Genomic DNA, 20,898 nt, shown 5'->3' on the forward strand with positions numbered 1-20,898 from the left:
GTGGAAGGACAGCGGCCCGCCAATGGATGCGCGCACCTACATCGCAGAACACCGCGACGAGTTCGTCGCCGCGCTGAAGGAATGGCTGACCATTCCCTCCATATCGGCCGCCCCGGACCACCACGTCGACGTCCGGCGGTCCGCCCAGTGGTTGTCCGAGCACCTGACCGCGACCGGCTTTCCGACCGTGGAGATCTGGGAGACCGGTGGACTTCCGTCGGTCTTCGCCGAGTGGCCTGCCGCCGATCCGCAGGCGCCCACCGTGGTCATCTACGGCCACCACGACGTGCAGCCCGTCGACCCGGTCGAGGCGTGGCGCACCGAGCCGTTCGCGCCCGTCGAGGACGGCGACCGCCTCATCGGTCGCGGTGCCTCCGACGACAAGGGCCAGGTGCTCTTTCACACGCTTGGCCTGCGCGCCGGAATGGCCGCCTCCGGTGCGACTGCCCCGCCCGTCACCATCAAGCTGCTCGTCGAGGGCGAGGAGGAGAGCGGCTCCCCGCACTTCGCCGAGCTGCTCAGAAAGCACCGCGACCGGCTCGCCTGCGACATCGTCGTGATCTCCGATACCACCATGTGGGCCGCCGACACCCCCTCGATGTGCGTCGGCATGCGCGGCATGACCGACTGCGAGATCAGCCTGTACGGCCCCGAGGTCGATCTGCACAGCGGGTCCTTCGGCGGCGCCGTCCCCAACCCGCTGCAGGCGATGGCCGGCCTGCTGTCCGGCCTGCATGACGCCGAGGGCCGCGTCACCGTCCCCGGCTTCTACGACGACGTCGTGGAGATCAGCCCGGAGGAGCGCGAGCTCATCGCCCGGCTGCCGTTCGACGAGGCCGAGTGGCTGCGCACTGCGAGCAGCACCGCCACGGCCGGGGAAGCCGGATACAGCACCCTGGAACGCGTCTGGGTGCGGCCGACCGCCGAGATCAACGGCATGTGGGGCGGCCACACCGGCGCTGGGTCCAAGACCATCGTGCCCCGCTCAGCCCACGCCAAGGTGAGCTTCCGGCTCGTCCCCGGCCAGGAGCCGCTCCGCGTTCAGGAGGGCCTGCGCGCGTACGTCGCCGCGCACACCCCGCCCGGCCTGCGCGCCGAGGTGGAGTTCTCCGGGCCCGGTGTACGTGCCTGCGCGTCCGACATCCACTCGACCGCGGTGCGCGCCGCCCGCAACGCGATGAGCACGGCCTTCGGTACCGAGGTGCTGTTCACCCGCGAGGGCGGCAGCGGACCCGAGGCCGACATCGCCGACATCCTCGGCGCCCCACTGGTGTTCGTGGCGGTCGGCCTGGACGACGACCGCATCCACGCGCCTAACGAGAAGGTCGAGGTCCCGCTCCTGCTCAAGGGTGCGGAGAGCGTCGCCTACCTGTGGGACGAACTGGGGAGAAGCACGACGATGTAGTTCACGCGGTCCGTCGGCGGGGCGGTGGCGGACCGGCCGCCGCCCTCCCTGATCGGCCCCCAGCCCGCATTCTCCCGTTCTTCGGACCCTGTGAAAGGTCGGCATGCAAGGATCATCGAAGCGACCCGCGCTCTCCCGGGGCACCGTCGATATGGCGGCGCACCGGCGGAACGATGCCGCATGGCTGGACAAGGCCTGGGCCGACCCCGCCACGCGGGTCTTGGTCCTGGAGGCAGGGGAGCCGGGGTCCTACGGGTGGCGGGCGCTCTCGGGGCGCCAGTCCGGGCTGCTGGTCGAGACCGTCGGCGACCGACCGCGCCTGTTCTTCGTCTCCCCGGACGACGCCCCCGACGGGGACCACTACCTGCTCGGTGTCGACGGCGACGGCCACGCCTACTTCGCGCTGAGCGCCCACGGCGAGGGCGCCCTGCCGGAGGTCGAGGGGACGCGGCGCGCCTCCCTGCGCGAGGTCGGGGCGCTGCTCGACGACCGCGACGCCGGTCTGCTCACCCACGCCATCGCCCTGGTGAACTGGAACGGCACGCACCGCTTCTGCCCCGTCTGCGGCGCCCCGACGCGCTCCGCCTCATCCGGGCACGTGCGGATCTGCCAGGAGGACGGCACCGAGCAGTTCCCGCGCATGGACCCGGCCGTGATCATGCTGGTCCACCGGGAGGTCGACGGCGTCGAGCAGTGCCTGCTCGGGCACACGCCGAAAGCGCCGGAGAAGTGGTACTCCACGCTGGCCGGTTTCGTGGAACCGGGGGAGTCGCTGGAGCAGGCCGTCATCCGCGAGGTCGCGGAGGAGGCCGGCGTGGCCGTGACGGAGCCGCGCTACCTGGCCTCGCAGCCGTGGCCCTTCCCGCGCAGCCTGATGCTGGGGTTCTTCGCGAGGGCGATCGGCGAGGCAGAGCGCACCGACTTCGACGAACTCTCCGACCTGCGCTGGTTCAGCCGGGAGGAGCTGCGCGCGGCGGTGGAGAGCGGCGACGTGATCCTGCCCGGCGCGGTGTCGATCGCACGCGTCCTGATCGAGGAGTGGTACGGCGGCGCACTGCCGGGCTAGCGGGCCCTGGCCCGTGGCTGCGAGGGGAGTCGGCGCGGCCGGTACCCGACCGAGCCGCCACTGTCCCCGCAGGTCGGCCCCCCTTCTAGGCGGACCCGTTGTCGACCGCCCCCTTCGCCGTGAGCTCGTCGGGCAGGGGGACGAGCGGGTCGGTGCTGCTCTGCACCACCTCGCGGGCGAGGTCGGCGACCTTGCGGCCGCGCGACCGGGCGGCGGAGCGCAACCGCTCGAACGCCTGGCGCGGCGGCACTTGGTGGCGTTCGGAGAGGACCCCGATCGCCTGCTCGACGACGACCCGGGTGTGCAGCGCGTGCTGGAGCTGAGCCACCGTCAGGCGCAGCTGCTCGACCTCCGAGCCGTTCTCGACGGCGCGCGGCGGAGCGGTGCCCGCGGACACCGCCCCGCCCTCTTCGGCCACCAGGAGATCGGCGAGGACCATCGCGTTGAGCAGGTCGGGAAGCTCCTCGCCGTCGTGAACCCGCCATCCCGTCGGGGTCCGCTGGATCAGCGCGGCGGACTCCTCACCACTGACTGTGCTGTGCGGCTTCACGTACATTTCCCCCAGTTCTCTCTCCTAGCCCGGGGCGTCGGGCCGCCCCCCCGGCCGAGCCGGACGACGGCCGGACACCTACGACTGCGCCGCGAGCTTTTCCTTGACCTGCGCGAGCGACGGATTGGTCAGGGCGGTCCCGTCGGCGAACACGAGCGTCGGCACCGTCTGGTTGCCGCCGTTCACGTTCATCACATACTCGGCCGCGGCCGGGTCCTGCTCGATGTTCACCTCGTCGAGCGCGATCCCCTCACGTCCGAGCTGGCTCTTCAACCGCTTGCAGAATCCGCACCAGGGGGTGCTGTACATGGTGATCTGAGCGGTGGTCGGGGTGGCCATAGGGAGGTCTCCTTCTTCCATGCGAACGGGAACACCGCCTACTACCAACACCGGACACCCCGCTGAGCTTCCCCCCGGCATTCGGATGTCAGCTGGTGGGACGCTTGCCGGTCGGCGGAGGTTCCCGGAAAGTGTCCCACCGGCCGGGACTAATGGAGTGTGCCAGGTTCTGGAGACAACTCGTCCACGACCTCGTCCGTCGCGACAAAATTCGCTGTCCACAGCCCCGCGGCGCGTGGCGGGACGGCCCCGGCGCTCCCCCATACTGTGATAGGCGCGTCGCCGCCCGAGACCTGAGAGACTGACCCGCGTGACTGAGGCTGACACGGCCGAGCGCGGCCGATGCGACACGGCGTGCCGCAGGGTCGTGCGGTGCGCCGTGTGGCCGGAGTCGACGAGAGGTTCGCCTACTTCCCCGCCCGCCGCGGGGATGGTCCCGGGAGCGGATGCATGAATCCTGATCGCGTGCTGGAAGGGCTCGACCCCGAACAGCTGGAGGCGGCGCGCGCCCTGCGCGGCCCGGTGTGCATCCTGGCGGGTGCCGGAACCGGGAAGACCCGCGCGATCACGCACCGCATCGCCCACGCGGTCGCCAGCGGCGTCGCCACCGAGCAGCAGATCCTCGCCGTGACCTTCACCACCCGCGCCGCCGGTGAGATGCGCGGGCGACTGCGCGCCCTGGGCGCACCGCGCGTGCAGGCCCGGACGTTCCACGCCGCCGCGCTGCGTCAGCTCTCCTTCTTCTGGCCCGATGCCATCGGCGGGCCGAAGCCCACGCTGATCAACAGCAAGATCCAGGTGGTCGCCCACGCCGCCCACTCGTGCGGCCTGCAGGTCGACGGCACGGGTCTGCGCGACCTCGCCACCGAGATCGAATGGGCCAAGGTCACCCAGGTCCGCCCCACCGACTACGAGAAGGCCGTCGTCAAGGCCGGGCGCACCGCCCCCATGGCGGCCCACGACGTCTCCCGCGTCTACGAGGAGTACGAGGAGCTGCGCCGCGAGCGCAACCTGCTCGACTTCGAGTCGATGCTGGAGCTCACCGCGGCGATGCTCACCGAATACCCGAAGATCTCCGCACGCGTCCGCGACCAGTACCGCTACTTCGTGGTCGACGAGTTCCAGGACGTCAACCCGCTGCAGAAGCTGCTCCTCGACGCCTGGCTGGGCGAACGCGACGACCTGTGCGTCGTCGGCGACCCCAACCAGACCATCTACTCGTTCGCCGGGGCCACACCCACCTACCTCACCCGCTTCTCCGCCGCCTACCCGCACGCCACGGTGGTGCGGCTGGTCCGCGACTACCGGTCCACCCCGCAGGTGGTCCGGGTGGCCAACGGCGCCCTGAAGCACGCGCGCGGCGCAGCGGCCGAGCACCGGCTGGAGCTGGTCGCGCAGCGCCCCGACGGCCCCGACCCCACCTACACCGAGTACGACGACGAACCGGCCGAGGCCACCTCGGTGGCGCGCAAGATCGCCGTGCTGATCGAGTCCGGAACCCCGGCCCGCGAAATCGCGGTGCTGTTCCGCACCAATTCCCAGTCGGCCGCCTACGAGCAGGCGCTCGCCGACGCCGGGGTCCCGTTCACCGTGCGCGGCGGCACCCGCTTCTTCGAACAGCCGGTCATCAAGCAGGCCGTGCACACGCTGCGCGGGGCGCGCCAAGGCGCCGGCGACGAGCCGCTGATCACCACGGTCCGGCACATCCTCGCCCCGCTCGGGCTCACCGACACCGCGCCCGAGGGCCGCCAGGCCCGCGAACGCTGGGAGTCGCTTGCGGCGCTGGCGCAGCTGGCCGAGGACGTGGCGGCGGCGAAGCCGCGACGCGATGGCGATCGAGCGAGTGAGGAGCCGGAGCGCGCAGGCAAGCAGAGGGTCGGGATGGCGGAGTTCGTCGCCGAACTCGACGCCCGTGTGGCCACCGAGCACGCCCCGGAGTTCGAGGGCGTCACCCTGGCCTCACTGCACTCGGCCAAGGGCCTGGAATGGGACGCCGTCTTCCTCGTCGGGTTGACCGAGGGCATGCTGCCCATCGTCTACGCCGAGTCGTCCGAGCAGGTCGAGGAGGAGCGGCGGCTCTTCTACGTCGGCGTCACCCGGGCCCGCGAATACCTCGCGCTGTCGTGGGCGCTGGCGCGCTCGCCCGGCGGGCGCAAGAGCCGCAAGCCCTCGCGGTTCCTCGACGGCCTGCGCCCGGCGTCGCCCAGTCTCGCCAGCGGCCGCGCCGAGCGCCGCAAGCAGCCCAAGGTCGTGCACTGCCGCATCTGCGGGAATACCCTCATCGAGGCCGCTGAGCGCAAACTCTCCCGGTGCTTGGACTGCCCGGCCGACTACGACGAGGAGCTGCTCGACCGGCTCAAGGCGTGGCGCCGCGAGACCGCCCAGGAGCAGAAGGTGCCGCCCTATGTCATCTTCACCGACGCCACACTGCAGGCGGTGGCCGAAAGGGTGCCGGGCGACGTCTCCCAGCTATCGCGCATAGCCGGTGTGGGGGCCGTGAAGCTTGAGCGGTACGGTGCGGCGGTACTGGCGCTGTGCGCGGGCGAGGAGCCCCCTGCGGCCCTATCGGCGGCGGGCCAGGCGGATCGGGAGGACGAGGGGGAGCAGCCGGATGGGTGAGGAACGGCGCGCCGCGGCCACACAGGACGAAGGGCGGGGCGGCCAGACGCTCGACGCCCTGCTCGGCATCCTCGACCTGGAGCGCATCGAGGAGAACATCTTCCGCGGCAACAGCCCCGACGAGGGGCCGCAGCGTGTCTTCGGCGGCCAGGTCGCGGGGCAGGCCCTGGTCGCGGCCGGGCGCACCGTCCAGGCCGACCGGCACGTGCACTCCCTGCACGCCTACTTCATCCGCCCCGGCGACCCCGCGGTACCCATCGTCTACGAGGTCGACCGGGTGCGCGACGGCCGTTCGTTCACCACCCGCCGGGTCGTCGCCATCCAGCACGGCAAGCCGATCTTCACGCTGTCGGCCTCGTTCCACCTGGCCGAGCCGGGGTTGGAGCACCAGGCCGAGATGCCCGCTGTTCCCGGACCCGACGCTCTCCCCACCATGCGCGACCGGCTGCTCGCGGCCTTCGGCAAGGTGCCCCGCTTCGCCGGGTGGCACCCCATCGAGCTGCGGCCGGTCGGTCCGCTGTCCTGGGAGGTCGAGCGCGACCCGTCGCTGCGGACCCTCGACAACCCCGTGTGGCTGCGCGTCGAGGGCAAGCTGCCCGATGACCCGCTCCTGCACGTGTGCCTGATGACGTACGCGTCCGACACCACGCTGCTCGACACCGTCCTGCTCCGGCACGGCCGGTCCGACCGCGGCGTCTTCATGGCCAGCCTGGACCACGCCATGTGGTTCCACCGTCCGTTCCGCGCCGATGAGTGGCTGCTCTACGCCCAGGAGACCCCGACCGCCGTCGGCGCCCGCGGCCTCGCCCGGGGGCTGGTCTTCACGCGCGAGGGTGAGCTGGTGTGCAGCGTCGTGCAGGAGGGGCTGATCCGCGTTCCCGACCCGGAGTCCGGGCCGGAGTCCTGACCGGCCGCACATCGCGAGGTCGCGGAGGCGGCGGGACCGGACGCGCGGCGTCGCGCGCGTCCGTGCCGACGTGCCGCCGAAATGGCGCGGTAAACCCCGCGAACCCCCGGAAAATTCCCAGTGAGTTCCGGCCAGATTCGGCCAGCATCGCAGGTCAAAAATAGGTTGCCGGTCCTGATCGCCACCCTCTAGGGTTTAATCCGTCGACGAAGGCAATGGCCCGGGAGAGATCCCGTCGGCCCGACCGTGAAGGAGGTGTCCCATCTGATGAACATGCAGACTCTGCAGTTCGGCCTGAGCGTTGGCTTCGGCCCGATCAGTGCTGTCGGGGGCACCGCCATGCACGGTGACGTCGCATCCCAGGAACTCCGTTACGTCGAAGGCCGGACCGCCACGGTCCAGATGCCTCTGACGCAGAGGGAGTTCCAGCCGGGTCCGGGGGAGATCTATGCCCTCGTGGCCACCGGCACGGATCGCCGCCACGTCGAACTCGCATCCGCAGTAGCAACCACCCCGCGCCCCAAGGGCGCTGTGGGGGAGTGTCCACGGAGGTCACCGGTCTAGCTCACCAGGCCGGGTGATTCCTCCCGTGGCCGCGGACCCCACATAAGGGGCCGCGGCCGTTTCGCTTCACCGCATCGACGGTCTCCCCGCCAGGAGAGGACCGTCTCGCGGCGTTGCACGCAGTCTTGGCCCCGCCCTCCGGAAGAACCTCCGGAGGCAGATGTCGCCAACCGCGTTCAACACGAAATCAGGGAGGACACCGATGCTCGCGTCGGTCCTGGAGACTCCGTGGCTCGGCGAGGCCGAGGTTCCGTGTCGTTGGGAGCCTGACCTCTTCTTCGCCGAGGCCCCGGCGGATGTGGAGGCCGCCAAGGCGGTCTGCCAGTCCTGCCCCGTCCGGGAGCAGTGCCTGGCCGACGCCCTGGAGCGGCGGGAGCCGTGGGGCGTGTGGGGTGGCGAGCTTTTCGTCGCCGGCAAGGTCGTCGCGCGCAAGCGTCCGCGCGGCCGTCCCCGGAAGAACCCCCAGCCGGTCGCGGCCTGAGCCGCGCCCACGACCCTTGGTCCACCGGTCACACCCGGCCGGGTCCACTGCCCGCATCACCTCATCGCGGTGCGAGAACCGCGCCACACCCAGAAGAAGGTCACTCAGCATGCTGTTCGAACTCGTCCAATTGCAGAAGACGGTCGATGAGAAGACGCACGACCGCCAGCGCAGCCGTCTCCAAGCACGCCAACTCCGGGCCCAGCTGCGGGAGCGCGCGCGTGCGGAACGAGCGCTCATAGAAATACGGTGGTCGCGCCTGTGTTGACGGCACACGGCCGGTGAACGAGGCGCTGAGCACGGCACGTGTGGCACGCGATAGTGCCTGACGGCACGGGGCCGATGACCCGCGGCGGAGCCCGGGGGCATCGGCCCCGTCCGCTGTGCCAGACGAACGCAGCGCTACCACGCCACGTCGCCGTTGTGGCGCAAGGCGGCCAGGATGGCCGGATGTGGCCACTTCGAGGGGTGTGCCGCAAGCGGCTGCGGGAAGGACGGGTGCCGGAGATCACATAGGGTTCCGCGCCCCTCGCCGCGTGGTCCTGCAGCGGTGAACGGCAAAAAAGCCGCAACATCGGTCTGTGGTGTTCGTCAACTCTGAGCTAACGTGATTTTGTGCCTTCGAACACGAAGATCGAGGTACGTCGCAGTCCTCGCCGCCAGCGGACCGTGTCCGCCTACCGCGATGGGGACAAGACGGTCGTCCTCGTTCCCGCATCGTTCTCCAGCGCCGAGGAGCAGCGCTGGGTCGATCGCATGCTTGAGCGGCTGGAGGCGCGGGAGGAACGCCGCCGCCCCGACGATGAAGCCCTCCAGACCAGAGCGTTCGAGCTGGCGGAACGCTACCTCGAAGGGCTGGCCCAGCCCGTCAGCGTGCGGTGGGTCGACAACCAGCGCACCCGGTGGGGCTCCTGTACCCCCGATGCCGGGTCCATCCGCCTCTCGCGGCGGCTGTCCGGCATGCCGTCGTGGGTCGTCGACTACGTCCTCATGCACGAACTGGTGCATCTGATCATCCCGAACCACGGTCCGGAATTCTGGGATATGGTCCGTCGCTATCCCAAGGCCGAACGTGCGCGCGGCTACCTGGAGGGCGTCAGTGCCGCCCCGCGCCTCGACGCCGGAGGCAGTGGCGAGGTCGAGGACGAAGAGGACGACATCCTCGAAGACGAATAGCGGAACCGCCACACGCCAGCGAGGTGGCGTGGCATCCTCGTCGTGGAATCGATGTGTGATGGAGCACAGCTTCTACGACGGAGGGGGAACCGCTCGGTGCGCATGGCGGCCGTACTTATCACGCCCGGTACAGGAACCGCACCGCCACCCGGAATCGACCCTGGCACGTTCCAGTCCGTCCTCTCCGAAGACACCTATGACGTCGTCGCGGACCTCGAACAGTGCGCCCCCGCTGTCGCGGCGTGGGCCGAGCGTCCCGACGCAGCCGACCGCCTCGCCGCCGCGGCCACCGACCTCACCTGGCCCGGCACGCCCGTACTGCGCCTCACCGGCGGCGCTCCGCTGTCGCGGACCCTGGCCGCCCTGCGCGATCACGGCGCCGAGGAGGCCGCCGTGATCGCGGCCGACGCCCCGGACCTGCCGAGGCTGCTGATCGGCAAACTCTTTCGCGCCCTCGGCGGCGCCGCCGTCGCCGTCTGCCCCGCCGATGGCGGCGGCCTGGTCGCCCTCGCCGCTCGTATTCCCGCCCCGGCCTGGGCCGACGGTGTCGATCTCGATGCCCCGGATGCTCTCGCCCGCCTGAGCACGCTCTGCCCGGAGCGCCGCGCCCTGTCCGCGGTCCCCGGCTGGCACCGGATCCGCACCCCGGCCGACATCTCCCGCCTCGACCCCGGCCTGGAGGGATGGGAGGTCACCCGCTCCCTGCTGAGCACTGGGCGGCGGTAAGGGGTCTGCTGGGCGGCCTTGTCGGCGTTCGCCCTGTCCGATGTTCTGCGGTGAAAAGCGGCACCGAGGGCGGAGGGGGCTGGGGGCGCCCGGTCCCCTGGCGGGGGCGGCGGGGCGGAGACGCGCGGCCTGAGGCGGTCTTCTCGCTTCGCGTGAGGCGCCTTCCGCGATGCGGCGACCCCCTCTGGCGATGATCATGGGGATGGTCCCGGCAAACCGGACAGAACCGGGACAACTCCCATGATCATCGCGGGGAACTTGTGGCAAACCGGACATAGTCGGCGCACGGCGGCCTACCACCCGACTTCCGGGCCGCCCGCATGGCCCGCCCGAGAGCCGGCCAGGGGCGCGCCACCCCCTCTCCCTCGTCGCCGCCCCGCCCCTCCGCCCGGCAGGTGTCCGGCGGGGCGGGCCGCCGCCGCTGCCCCGCCCGGCCGCGCCCCCGGAGACGACCAGCGACCCCAGCCCCCTCCGCCGTCAGTGCCGCTTTTCACCACCGAACACCGGAAAGGGAGAACGCCGACAAGGCCGCCCAGCAGACCCCAGGTCCCCGCACCGCGACGATCAAGGGGAGACCGCCTGCTCAACCGGCCCCGGCTCAGGTGGCGCGGCGGGCCGCCGCGGCAGCGGCGGCGACCAGCGCGCGGCAGGCCGCGTCGGTGGGCTCGGGCAGGCCGTCGGCCGGGAACCAGCCGAGGTCGTCGGACTCCGCGGGATCGCGCACCGGCTCGGCATCAGGCGGGGCGATGGCGACGTACTGCACGTCCAGGTGCCACGTGCCCCCGCCGCAGCCCACCCAGTGGCGATCAAGGCGTACGGGCTCCGGGAGCAGCCGCAGGTCCGCGATGCCCGACTCCTCTGTGGCCTCACGCAGGGCCGCCGACGCCAATGCCGCGTCGGCGGATTCGCAGTGGCCCCCGGTCTGCAGCCAGAGCCGGATCTTGCGGTGCAGGGCGAGCACGGTGCGCGTGCCGTCCGGATCGACGATCGCGGCGCTCGCCGTCACGTGGCCGGGCAGGCAGGACCGCCACACCCCATCGGGATGGCGGTCCAGGTGGTCGAGGTAGGTGCGGCGCAGCTCCTCCTGGGCGGCGTCGGGCGCGGTCCAGGACGCCAGGACCTCGCGGGCGTCGGCGTGCAGGTCGCGGGTGCCAGCGTCAACGCTCACCTAACCGTTGTCCTCCTTGTTGTCCCCGTTGTCCGTGCCGGGCGCGTCGTCGGTGTCCTTGGCGTCGGTGGCCTCGCTGTCGGAGGCGTCCCGCTCGGTCGGCTGCGCCTCGGTGAACTGGCTGATGTCGATGTCCGGCACGTCGATGTCGGACTCGCCGCGCACGAATGCGCCTGGATCGTCCAGGTCGGAGCTGGACGGCATGAGGTCGGGGTGCGCCCAGACGGCGTCGCGCCCCTCGGTCCCGCGGGCCTCACCCAGGGCTCTCCACAGCGCGGCGGCCTCGCGCACCCGGCGCGGGCGCATCTCCAGGCCGACAAGCGCGGCGAAGGTGTGCTCGGCCGGTCCTCCGGAGGCACGCCGACGGCGGGTGGCCTCGCCCAGGGACGCCGCCTGCGGCAGCCGGTCGGCCACAGCGGCCTCGACCACGACCGAGACCCATCCCTCGATCAGGGCGAGGGCCGTTTCCAGCCGCGCCAGCGACGCCTTCTGCTGCGGCGTGTCCTCGGGCTGGAACAGCCCGCCGCCCTCCGCCCCGGACAGCGCTTCCTGCAGCGCCTCGGGGTTGGAGATGTCGATGTGGCCGAGCTTCTCCTCCAGCCCGCTCATGTCGAAGGACATGCCGCGCGCATACTCCTCGACCAGGCTGAACACGTGCGAGCGCAGCCACGGCACGTGGCTGAACAGGCGGTGGTGCGCGGACTCGCGGGCCGCGAGGTAGAGACGCACCTCGTCCCGCGGGATCTCCAGACCCTCACCGAACGCGGTGACGCCCGACGGCAGCAGCGCCGCGTGTCCCTCGCCCGCGAGTGGAATGCCGACGTCGGTGGAACCGACGACCTCGCTCGCCAGCTCGCCGATGGCCTGCCCGGCCTGCTGGCCGACCAGCATGCCGCCCACCTGCCGCACCATGCCCATGAAGGGGCCGGCCACGGACTGCATCTCCTCCGGCAGGTTCTGCCCCATCGACTCGACGATGCGGGAGGTCAGCGGGTCGCAGAGGCGCGCCCAGGTGTCCATGGTCCGCTCGACCCACTCCGACCGGCTCCACGCCTCCATCGTCTGCACACCCGAGGGCAGCGTGGTGGCCTCGTTGAGCCACAGGTCGGCCAGTTGCAGGGCCTCCTGCATGTGGGCGTTGTCGATCGGCCCGACACTGGCGTCGCCCTTGGCGGACACCGTGTGCCGCGCGATGTTCTTGGCGATGTCCCAGCTCACGCCGCCCTCACCGGCGGGCGAACCCGGTGACGGCTGCGCCGCCATCATGTCGGCGAACTGGCGCAGCATCTGGGCCATCTGCTGGGGATCACCGAACGGGAATCCCCCTGGCATGTTCGGAACCCCGCCTGGGCCGTTGTCTCCGGCCCCGGAACCGGAGTTACCCGATCGCCGTCCCGACTCGTCATCCGGGTCGTTCGGCATGCTGAATCCAAAAGGTAGGTCGCTCACGATTAGACCTCAGGCAGGATAGGAATGTCTCCACTGTCACGTTAGCTGGGAGCCGCCTGGAGTGAGTACCCGAAACAGTCAGGTTCGCCCACAGCACACTCCCGGCGCCGGGGGGCCCGTCGTCGCGGTCACTGGGGCCGCGTCCGGCGTTGGACGCCTGCTCGTTGAACGACTGGCGGAGGCCCAGGATTCCGGAAATATCGGGCGGGTCGTCGCGATCGACTCACACCGGGGCGACGCCGAAGGCGTCACCTGGCGTATCGCCGATGTCCGTAGCCCGAGCCTGGCGAGTCGGCTGACCGGAGTCGATGTCGTCGTGCACGCCGACGACGACCGCTCCCTGGACACCCCCGCCGCCGAGCGCCGGGCGAGCAACATCCGCGGCGCGCAGACCGTGCTCACATCGGCCGCCGCCGAACGCGTGCCCCGCGTGATCCTGCTCACGAGCACGATGGTCTACGGCGCCGCCCCGGACAACCCCGTCCCGATCCCCGAGGACGCGCCGGTCACCGCAGAGATGGGCGGTGGCCTCATCGGGGAGTTCACCGAGATCGAGGACCTCGCCGGCCGCGCACGCCGCGCCCACCCCGGGCTGTCGGTCAGCGTGGTGCGCCCGGCCCCCCTTGTCGGTCCCGGGCTCGACACCCTGGTCACGCGGCACTTCGCCGCGCCCCGGCTGCTCTCGGTCAAGGGGTGCGAGCAGCAGTGGCAGTTCTGCCACGTCGATGACCTGGCCGACGCGCTGGAGTTCATCGTGGCGCACGGCGTGGACGGTAAAGACGGCGCGCTCGCGGTCGGCTGCGAGGGGTCGCTCTCCCAGACCGAGGCGCAGGAGATCGCCGAGCTGCGCCGCTTCGAGCTGCCCGCGAACTTCGCGTTCGGCACCACGCAGCGGCTGCACCGGGTCGGGATCACTCCGGCATCGGCGAGCGAGATCAAGTTCCTGGTCTACCCGTGCGTGGTCGACTGCGTGACCCTGCGTGAGGCCGGGTGGCGGCCGATGTACGACAACGCCGAGGCGCTGCAGGTCCTGCTGGAGGCGCGTGCCGGTGAGCACGCCCTGGTCGGCCGGAAGGTCGGCCGCAAGGAGGCCACGATCACCGCGGCCGGTGCGGCGGGCGCCGCCGTGGCCGCGATCGGTACGGCGGCGGCCGTGCGCCACCTGCGCAAGCGCCGCAGGGGCTGAGGCGGGGCCGGTCGGCGTCGGCCGCTTCTGGTCAGCCAGGAGCGGTGCCGAGCGGCCGCGGGCGCCGCGGAGTGCGGCTGCGCTGGCTCGGAACGGCGGGGCCTGCCAGCCCGGTGGGTGCCGGGGAGCGCACCGCGGTTGTGGGGCGCTCCAAGCGTCGGAGTACGAGGTCACCGGCGCATTGGATGTTCGTCCGGCCGGGCGGGCCCGTTGGTAACGTCGACTCTGTGGATCACATCACTCTGGCAGGAATCCGTGCGACGCCCTTGTCCGTCGACGAGGTCATCGACGCCGTGGGCGAGCCTCGCGTCGGGGGGACCGCGTTCTTCATCGGGACGGTCCGCGACCACGACCACGGGCGGGGCGTGTCGGCCCTGACGTACTCGGCGCATCCGAGCGCCGAGGCGGAGATGCGGCGCGTCATGGAGAAGGTCGTGGCCGACACCTCCGAGGACGGTCGGCCGGTGTGGAAGGTCGCCGCGCTGCACCGCGTCGGCGAACTGCGCATCGGTGACATCGCGGTGGTCGTGGCGGCCGCCGCCGAGCACAGGGAGGAGGCGTTCGCCGCCTGCCGGCGGCTCATCGACGACATCAAGGCGGAGGTCCCCATCTGGAAGCACCAGGTCTTCGACGAGGGCGACGCCGAGTGGGTCGGGGCCTGCTGAGCCCCGTGCGTGACGGTTGCCCGGTCTGACGGAGACGTGGCGTGACCTGGCGGCATGACACGATTCGGGGGCTCCGCGCCCGGGATGCGCCCCGATTCCCGGTGGTCCGTTTAGGCTGTGCAGCATGTTGCGTCGTGTCATCACCCTGTTCGTCGCCTTTGTTCTGCTGGTCGGCTTTGGCGTCGCGGGGATGTACCTCCCGGTCCCGTATCTCGTGGCCTCGCCCGGTATCACGCTGAACACCATCGGCGAGGACCCCGAAGGCGGCCCGGTCATCCGCATCAAGGGGGAGGACAGCTACGAGCCCGACGGCGGGCTGTCGATGGTGACCGTGCAGTACTCCGGCGGCCCCAGCTCGCGCATGGACCTGTTCACCGTGCTCAGCGCGTGGCTGTCGCCGAGTCAGGCGGTCCTTCCCGAGGAGGCGCTCTTCCCGCCGGACCGCACCGTCGAGGAGATCTCCCAGGCGCAGTCCGTGCAGATGAACGACTCACAGACGAACGCCACCGCCGCCGCCCTCACCGAACTGGGCATCGACTACGACACGCGCGCCCTGGTCGCCGGGGTCGGCGACGACATGCCGGCCGAGGGCGAGATCGCCAAGGGCGACATCATCACCGCCGTCGACGGTGAGCCGGTCGGCGGCAAGGAGGAGGTCGTCGAGGAGGTCGGTGACCGGAAGCCGGGAGACGTCGTCGATATCACCGTCGACCGCGACGGGAAAAGCAAGGAGATCACGCTGACCACGGCGAAGGGCGACGACGGCACCCCCATCATCGGCGTCCTCGTCCGCGACGACATGGACTTCCCCATGGACATCGACATCAGCGTTGGCGACATCGGCGGCCCGAGCGCAGGGATGATGTTCTCGCTGGGCATCATGGACCGGCTCAGCGAGGAGAGCCTCACCGGCGGGCACAAGATCGCCGGGACGGGCACTATCAGCCCGGACGGCACCGTGGGGGCGGTCAGCGGCGTTGAGCAGAAGATGGTCAGTGCCCAGCGCGAGGGAGCCGAGTACTTCTTCGTGGCCGCGGGCGCCTGCTCGCAGACCTTCGACTCGGCGGCCACCGGCGATATCGAGGTCGTCAAGATCAGCGAGCTCGGCGAGGCGGTGGACGCCCTTGAGGCCATCCGCACCGGCGACGGAGCAGACGACCTGCCCCGCTGCGAGCCGAATCAGTAGGGCCGCGGCGCCGGGCGTGGAGCACCGCCGCTGCTGAGTCCCGTGCGGGAGGACAGGGGCGGCAAAAACACAGTCAAGGTAGCTCCAATACGGCGGGAGGGCGGCGCACGCCTCCCGTAGAGTCGTTCCGTTCCGGTCTCCCTTTCCCTCTCGACCTTCCGGAGGTTTTCCGCGTGCGTCGAACGCTTGCCGCCCTGTCCCTATTGGGCGGCATCGGTCTCCTCAGCGCGTGCGCTGTCCACATGGACACGGCGCCCGACGGCGAAGAGACGGTCACGCGTGCCGCCTTCGAGCGCGACGGCAAGACATGGCCGCTCAAAACCGACAATGCCGAACTTCGCTGCTACAACGGCGAGGTCGTCACCGCGACCGTCGACGGCACGGAGTACCAGCTCAACAGCCAGGCACAGCGCGCGGGGTTCCCCAGCATCAAACCGGTGTGGGCCGATGCGCCGGAGTCCCCCTACGACCTCAAGGCCAACCTCGGCGAACTCATCGACGCCGGTGTCGGGCTGTGCGCCACGCCCCATTGACCTCGTCCCATCGCCCCTACGGCTCCGCCCCCGCCCCCGCCTGACGCTGGCCTCGGGGATAGCGACCGAGATACCCGCCGGAGCAAGGTCGATATCCCCGAGACCAACGGAGACGAGGGGTGACGGGGAAGCGGTGGTGGAGGCTCAGCCGTCGCCGTCCTCCTCCAGCGTCAGCGCGAGCGCCGAGGTGAGCGCGGGCACCAGGTCCTCCCCGTTGAGTACCTGGTCCTCACTGTCATGGCTGCGCATGCGCAGCGCCGAGTGCCGCCCGCCGTCCCGGAGCACCCCCGCGACCATCCGGATCTCCTCGGCCCCCTCCTGCGACTGGGCCCACGGGCCGGTGTCGCCGTCCTTCGGCGGCGCCAGCGTCTCGTCGGACCCCTTCACCACGAGCCGTTCCATCACCAGCGCGCACCCGGCCACCGCATCGGGCCAGGCCATCCGGCCCAGAGCCTGTTCGAGCGGCAGCTCCTCGGGCAGCGGTTCCTGCTCGATCGGCGTCAGCGCCGACGGGTCCACCGGCGCGCTTACGCCCAGCATCCCGGCGAGCGCGGGCTCACGCTCCAGCAGATCGGACGTGGGCACCAGGGCGTAGACCCGCACTGGCTGGTCCCACCCCTGATCAGAGGCGTGGCGTTCGAGGTCCATGACGACTTCGCGAATATTGAAAGACACCCTTCCATGGTGGCCTATCCACACCACCGGACAGGTGGATGAGCGAAAAAGCGTCAGCGCAGTAGGCTCTGTGTCACAGAAGGCCGATACGTCCCCGAGTCCAGGACGATGCCAGGTTGTCATCGCTCCGGCGCGTGGATTCGGGAACCCTCGGGCGACCCAATAAGTTGCCGGTTACAGGGGGACCGTGCGTTCCTCGGCCTACCAACATCGACCGTCAGAACGAGGGGGAGGCGTGAGCTTCCGATCGCCCGGCGCACCGACAGCGCGTATGCCTCGCCGATCAAGGCTGCTCGCGCCCGTCGCGGCAGTCGTGGTCGTCATCATCGCGGGTCTGCTGCTCTCCGTGAATTTCCTGACCGACTACAAATGGTTCAGCTCCGTCGGCTTCGCCTCGGTCTTCCTGACCGAGCTGCGTACTCGGGCGCTCCTGTTCCTCGGCGCCGGACTGGTGATGACGCTCATCGTCGGTGCCAGCATGTACTTCGCGTACCGCACCCGCCCGATGTCCCGGCCGGTGAGCCTGGAGCAGCAGGGCCTCGACCGGTACCGGATGACGATCGACCCGCACCGCAAGCTGTTCTTCTGGGGCATCGCCGGCGGCCTCGGCCTGCTCGCGGGCGCCTCGGCCAGCAGCGACTGGAACGTCTACCTGCAGTTCGCGAACGCCACGCCGTTCGGGGTCGAGGACCCCGAGTTCGGCATGGACATCTCCTTCTTCGCGTTCACCTACCCCTTCGTGCGGGTCGTGCTGGGCTACCTGTTCGCTGCCGTCGTCCTCGCGTTCATCGCGGCGGTGGTGGTGCACTACCTGTATGGCGGCGTCCGCCTGCAGACCCAGGGGCAGCGGGCCACTCCGGCCGCCCGCGTCCACCTGTCCGTGCTGCTCGGCGTCTTCGTCCTGCTGCAGGCCGCCTCCTACTGGCTCGACCAGTACGGGCTGGTGTTCTCCGAGTCCGGCTACACCTTCGGCGCCTCCTACACCGACGTCAACGCCGTCCTCTACGCGAAGATCATCCTCACCCTGATCGCGCTCGTCTGCGCCGTGCTGTTCTTCGCGAACATCTACTTCAAGAACGCTATGGTGCCGATGGTCAGCCTCGGCCTGCTGGTGCTCTCGGCGGTGCTGGTCGGCGGCGTCTACCCGGCGATCGTCCAGCAGTTCACGGTGAAACCGAACGAGCAGCGGCTTGAGGGCCCCTACATCACGCGCAACATCAACGCGACGCGTGATGCCTACGGCATCGCCGACGCCGAGGTCGCGTCCTACGACGCGCAGACCGAGCTGACGGCGAGCCAGCTGGCCCAAGAGGCCGCCACCATCCCGAGCGTGCGGCTGGTCGACCCCTCCGTCGTGTCCCAGACCTTCCAGCAGATGCAGCAGGTCCGCGGCTTCTACCAGTTCCCCAACGTCCTCGATGTCGACCGGTACAAGACCGAGGACGGTCAGCCCGTCGACACCATCATCGCCGCCCGCGAGCTGGACGGCCCACCGGAGGGCCAGGACAACTGGCTGACCCGGCACACCGTCTACACCCACGGCTTCGGCATCGTGGCCGCGGCGGGCAACAAGATCGACAAGCAGGGCCGCCCGGTCTTCACCGAGTACAACATCCCGCCGAAGGGCAAGCTGTCGGAGGTCGCCGGCGAGTACGAGCCGCGCATCTACTACGGCCAGGAGGGCGCCGACTACGTCATCGTCAACGCCGAGCCGGAGTACGACTTCCCGCTGGGCGGCGGGGACGAGGATGTGCCCACCACCGAGGACGCCGAAACCCCCGAGGCCACGCCGGGCGCCGCGGCCACCGAGGGCAACGAGAAGAACACCGACCAGCAGGCCGACAACGCCAAGGCGCCGGCCGACGGCGACGGTGGCGCCGACTCCACCCCGAGCCCCGAGGCGAACGAGGCCGACCAGGGCGGCGGCGGTGGCGGTGCCGACGAGGGTGACAAGGGCAACGGCTCCGGCCAGGCCACCAACCGCTACGAAGGCAGCGGCGGCGTGCAGCTGTCCAACTTCTTCGAGCGAATCCTGTACGCGCTGAAGTACAGCGAGCCCGACATTCTCCTGAACAGCGCGATCAGCGACGAGTCGCGGATCATGTACGACCGCGATCCGGCCAAGCGTGTGGAGAAGGTCGCGCCCTTCCTCACGGTCGACGGCAAGCCCTACCCGGCGGTCGTTGACGGCCGGGTCCAGTGGATCGTGGACGCCTACACGACCTCCAACGGCTACCCGTACTCCACCCGGATCGACCTGGCCGACGCCACCGAGGACACCTTCAGCGAGGGCATCAGCAACGCGCTGCCCGGCAACCAGGTCAACTACATCCGCAACTCGGTCAAGGCCACCGTCGACGCCTACGACGGCTCGGTCAAGCTGTACGGCTGGGACGAGGACGACCCCGTCCTGAAGACGTGGTCCAAGGCCTTCCCGGGGATCATCACCGACAAGAAGGACATCAGCGAGAATCTCGAAGCCCACCTGCGCTACCCGGACGACATCTTCAAGGTGCAGCGGGAGATCCTGAAGCGGTACCACATCACCGACGCCGACGCGTTCTACGGCGGCCAGGACTTCTGGAACGTCCCGGAGGACCCGACCAAGAAGGGCGACGACCCCGAGCCCCCGTACCGGCAGACGTTGAGGTACCCGGGCGAGGACGAGGCGGCCTTCTCGCTCACCTCGACGTTCGTCCCGCGCGGTCGCGAGAACCTGGCCGCGTTCCTGGCGGTGGACAGCAACCCGGCGTCCGACAACTACGGCAAGCTGCGCATGCTGCGGCTACCGCAGGACACGGTGATCATGGGTCCGGGGCAGGTCCAGGCCCAGTTCGGTGCCGATGACGCCATCCGCGACGAACTGCTGCCGCTGCAGCAGAGCGAGCAGTCACGGATCATCAACGGCAACCTGCTCACCCTGCCGTTCGCCGACGGACTGCTCTACGTCGAGCCGCTGTACGTGCGGTCGGAGGGCAGCCAGACCGCCTACCCGTTGCTGCAGAAGGTGATGGTGGGCTTCGGTGAGAAGGTCGCCATCGGCGACAACCTCCAGGGCGCGCTGAACAACCTCTTCGAAGGGGGCGAGGGGCCCCTGGAGACCGGTGGGGACAAGGACGCCGACGCCGGTAAGGACGACGAGGGCGCCAAGGACGACTCCGCGCCGACGGACGGCGACGTCTCCCAGGCCCTGGAAGACGCACAGAAGGCCTACGAGGACGGTCAGGAGGCGCTGAGGGAAGGCGACTTCGCCGCCTATGGTGAGGCCAACGACCGGCTCGCCGACGCCCTGGAGCGCCTGGAGAAGGCCGCCAAGAAGGAGTAGGGGCCCGGACGCCGCGTCGGCGTCCATCGCCAGCCCGAGGCGCGCGCCGGGGCGGGGACACCCCGCCCCGGCGCTCTGCTGAGCGGCCGTCCGCCCGCCGAGTTGGTGTTGTGGTGGCGGGCGCGCTAATGTGTAGACACACCGACGCGGGGTGGAGCAGTTCGGTAGCTCGCTGGGCTCATAACCCAGAGGTCGCAGGTTCAAATCCTGTCCCCGCTACCACGTGAATAGGCCCGGTGCTCACCATCGAGTACCGGGCCTTGTTCCGTTCGCGTGTCTGCGCTCGTCCGGCGGTTTGCGCTGGCTTTCCGGGTGGTTGCGGAATTCGATTTGGTGGTGCGGCGGTGGACGCGCTACTGTGAAGGAACACCGACGCGGGGTGGAGCAGTTCGGTAGCTCGCTGGGCTCATAACCCAGAGGTCGCAGGTTCAAATCCTGTCCCCGCTACCAAGAAACGGACCCGGAAGCCAAAAATTGGCTTCCGGGTCCGTTTTGTTTTCTATGTCACCGCACCCGGTGCTCCACCCTGCTATCGGTATATCGGTCATTCGCGAGAAACCGACATAAGGGCAGAGGGGCGTGTGGCCCCGGTGCGCCAACCGTCCTGTCCGGTGGCGCACCTCGATGTGGCCTCGGTCATTCCTCCCGCCTGCCGGGCAGCCCGCGTCTCCGTCATGCCTCCGGGTGGTTGCGGAATTCGATTTGGTGGTGCGGCGGTGGACGCGCTACTGTGAAGGAACACCGACGCGGGGTGGAGCAGTTCGGTAGCTCGCTGGGCTCATAACCCAGAGGTCGCAGGTTCAAATCCTGTCCCCGCTACCACGAAAGTGGGCCCGGAACTCGGAATACGAGTACCGGGCCCACTTCTTTTGTCTCCG

18 protein-coding genes and 3 tRNA genes are annotated in these 20,898 nt (G+C 70.2%); 16 read left to right on the plus strand and 5 right to left on the minus strand.

The features are described 5' to 3' along the window. Window positions 1-22 precede the first annotated feature (22 nt). Window positions 23-1,405, plus strand: coding sequence for a dipeptidase (locus tag ABD259_RS23550; protein WP_344101548.1), 1,383 nt, complete (start codon window positions 23-25; stop codon window positions 1,403-1,405). Between the two features lie 103 nt (window positions 1,406-1,508). Next, the gene (gene nudC / locus ABD259_RS23555) at window positions 1,509-2,471 is read left to right on the plus strand and encodes an NAD(+) diphosphatase (protein WP_344101546.1); all 963 of its coding nucleotides are present in this window, start codon (window positions 1,509-1,511) and stop codon (window positions 2,469-2,471) included. A gap of 85 nt (window positions 2,472-2,556) precedes the next feature. Here the strand turns inward: nudC and ABD259_RS23560 are convergent, their stop codons facing one another. Both ABD259_RS23560 and ABD259_RS23565 read right to left on the minus strand, forming a co-directional pair. Then, a complete protein-coding gene (locus ABD259_RS23560) occupies window positions 2,557-3,027 on the minus strand; it encodes an ANTAR domain-containing response regulator (RefSeq protein ID WP_344101544.1) in 471 nt (156 codons plus the stop codon). A gap of 72 nt (window positions 3,028-3,099) precedes the next feature. Beyond that, window positions 3,100-3,360: a mycoredoxin gene (locus ABD259_RS23565; RefSeq protein ID WP_344101542.1), complete on the minus strand. Its 261-nt coding sequence runs from the start codon at window positions 3,358-3,360 to the stop codon at window positions 3,100-3,102. Between the two features lie 450 nt (window positions 3,361-3,810). Between ABD259_RS23565 and ABD259_RS23570 the strand changes: the two genes are divergently transcribed. The 6 genes from ABD259_RS23570 to ABD259_RS23595 all read left to right on the plus strand — a co-directional run bounded on the left by ABD259_RS23570 (window position 3,811) and on the right by ABD259_RS23595 (window position 9,833). After that, entirely contained in the window at window positions 3,811-5,979 is a 2,169-nt protein-coding gene (locus tag ABD259_RS23570; protein ID WP_344101540.1) for an ATP-dependent DNA helicase UvrD2, read from the plus strand. After that, entirely contained in the window at window positions 5,972-6,886 is a 915-nt protein-coding gene (gene tesB, locus ABD259_RS23575) for an acyl-CoA thioesterase II (RefSeq protein ID WP_344101538.1), read from the plus strand. Before ABD259_RS23570 ends, tesB begins: the two co-directional genes overlap by 8 nt. Before the next feature lie 267 nt (window positions 6,887-7,153). After that, window positions 7,154-7,450 carry a hypothetical protein gene (locus ABD259_RS23580; protein WP_344101536.1) on the plus strand — a complete coding sequence of 99 codons (297 nt, stop codon included), beginning with the start codon at window positions 7,154-7,156 and terminating at the stop codon, window positions 7,448-7,450. Between the two features lie 202 nt (window positions 7,451-7,652). Then, window positions 7,653-7,931, plus strand: coding sequence for a WhiB family transcriptional regulator (locus ABD259_RS23585; RefSeq protein WP_344101534.1), 279 nt, complete (start codon window positions 7,653-7,655; stop codon window positions 7,929-7,931). A gap of 615 nt (window positions 7,932-8,546) precedes the next feature. Continuing rightward, window positions 8,547-9,107, plus strand: a complete 561-nt coding sequence (locus ABD259_RS23590; protein WP_344101532.1) for a M48 metallopeptidase family protein — start codon at window positions 8,547-8,549, stop codon at window positions 9,105-9,107. A 102-nt stretch (window positions 9,108-9,209) separates the two neighbouring features. After that, window positions 9,210-9,833, plus strand: coding sequence for a DUF2064 domain-containing protein (locus ABD259_RS23595; protein WP_344101530.1), 624 nt, complete (start codon window positions 9,210-9,212; stop codon window positions 9,831-9,833). Between the two features lie 598 nt (window positions 9,834-10,431). On the opposite strand, the gene ABD259_RS23600 is transcribed toward ABD259_RS23595, so the two are convergent. Together ABD259_RS23600 and ABD259_RS23605 are read right to left on the minus strand one after the other, a co-directional pair. Further along, on the minus strand, window positions 10,432-11,001 hold the full coding sequence (locus ABD259_RS23600) for an NUDIX domain-containing protein (RefSeq protein WP_344101528.1): 570 nt from the start codon (window positions 10,999-11,001) through the stop codon (window positions 10,432-10,434). Then, the gene (locus tag ABD259_RS23605; RefSeq protein WP_344101526.1) at window positions 11,002-12,450 is read right to left on the minus strand and encodes a zinc-dependent metalloprotease; all 1,449 of its coding nucleotides are present in this window, start codon (window positions 12,448-12,450) and stop codon (window positions 11,002-11,004) included. A 61-nt stretch (window positions 12,451-12,511) separates the two neighbouring features. Between ABD259_RS23605 and ABD259_RS23610 the strand changes: the two genes are divergently transcribed. The 4 genes from ABD259_RS23610 (at window position 12,512) to ABD259_RS23625 (ending at window position 16,020) form a co-directional block, all read left to right on the plus strand. Continuing rightward, window positions 12,512-13,636, plus strand: coding sequence for an NAD-dependent epimerase/dehydratase family protein (locus ABD259_RS23610; RefSeq protein WP_344101524.1), 1,125 nt, complete (start codon window positions 12,512-12,514; stop codon window positions 13,634-13,636). 227 nt (window positions 13,637-13,863) lie between these two features. After that, complete coding sequence (locus ABD259_RS23615; protein ID WP_344101522.1) at window positions 13,864-14,301, plus strand: molybdenum cofactor biosynthesis protein MoaE; 438 nt, start codon at window positions 13,864-13,866, stop codon at window positions 14,299-14,301. Between the two features lie 124 nt (window positions 14,302-14,425). After that, complete coding sequence (locus tag ABD259_RS23620) at window positions 14,426-15,487, plus strand: YlbL family protein (protein ID WP_344101520.1); 1,062 nt, start codon at window positions 14,426-14,428, stop codon at window positions 15,485-15,487. A 173-nt stretch (window positions 15,488-15,660) separates the two neighbouring features. Then, window positions 15,661-16,020: a hypothetical protein gene (locus ABD259_RS23625; protein WP_344101518.1), complete on the plus strand. Its 360-nt coding sequence runs from the start codon at window positions 15,661-15,663 to the stop codon at window positions 16,018-16,020. Between the two features lie 144 nt (window positions 16,021-16,164). Here ABD259_RS23625 and ABD259_RS23630 read toward each other — a convergent pair whose 3' ends face one another. Beyond that, window positions 16,165-16,695, minus strand: a complete 531-nt coding sequence (locus ABD259_RS23630; protein ID WP_344101516.1) for a PPA1309 family protein — start codon at window positions 16,693-16,695, stop codon at window positions 16,165-16,167. A gap of 271 nt (window positions 16,696-16,966) precedes the next feature. Here ABD259_RS23630 and ABD259_RS23635 point away from each other — a divergent pair, with 271 nt between their 5' ends. The 4 genes from ABD259_RS23635 to ABD259_RS23650 all read left to right on the plus strand — a co-directional run bounded on the left by ABD259_RS23635 (window position 16,967) and on the right by ABD259_RS23650 (window position 20,842). Next, on the plus strand, window positions 16,967-20,020 hold the full coding sequence (locus ABD259_RS23635) for a UPF0182 family membrane protein (RefSeq protein WP_344101514.1): 3,054 nt from the start codon (window positions 16,967-16,969) through the stop codon (window positions 20,018-20,020). Window positions 20,021-20,165: 145 nt separating this feature from the next. Further along, a tRNA-Met gene (locus ABD259_RS23640) sits at window positions 20,166-20,242 on the plus strand. Between the two features lie 151 nt (window positions 20,243-20,393). Further along, window positions 20,394-20,470, plus strand: a tRNA-Met gene (locus ABD259_RS23645). Window positions 20,471-20,765: 295 nt separating this feature from the next. Beyond that, window positions 20,766-20,842: transfer RNA gene (locus ABD259_RS23650), tRNA-Met, on the plus strand. The last annotated feature ends 56 nt before the right edge of the window (window positions 20,843-20,898 follow it).

The organism is Nocardiopsis rhodophaea (assembly GCF_039530945.1).
Lineage (GTDB): Bacteria > Actinomycetota > Actinomycetes > Streptosporangiales > Streptosporangiaceae > Nocardiopsis_C > Nocardiopsis_C rhodophaea.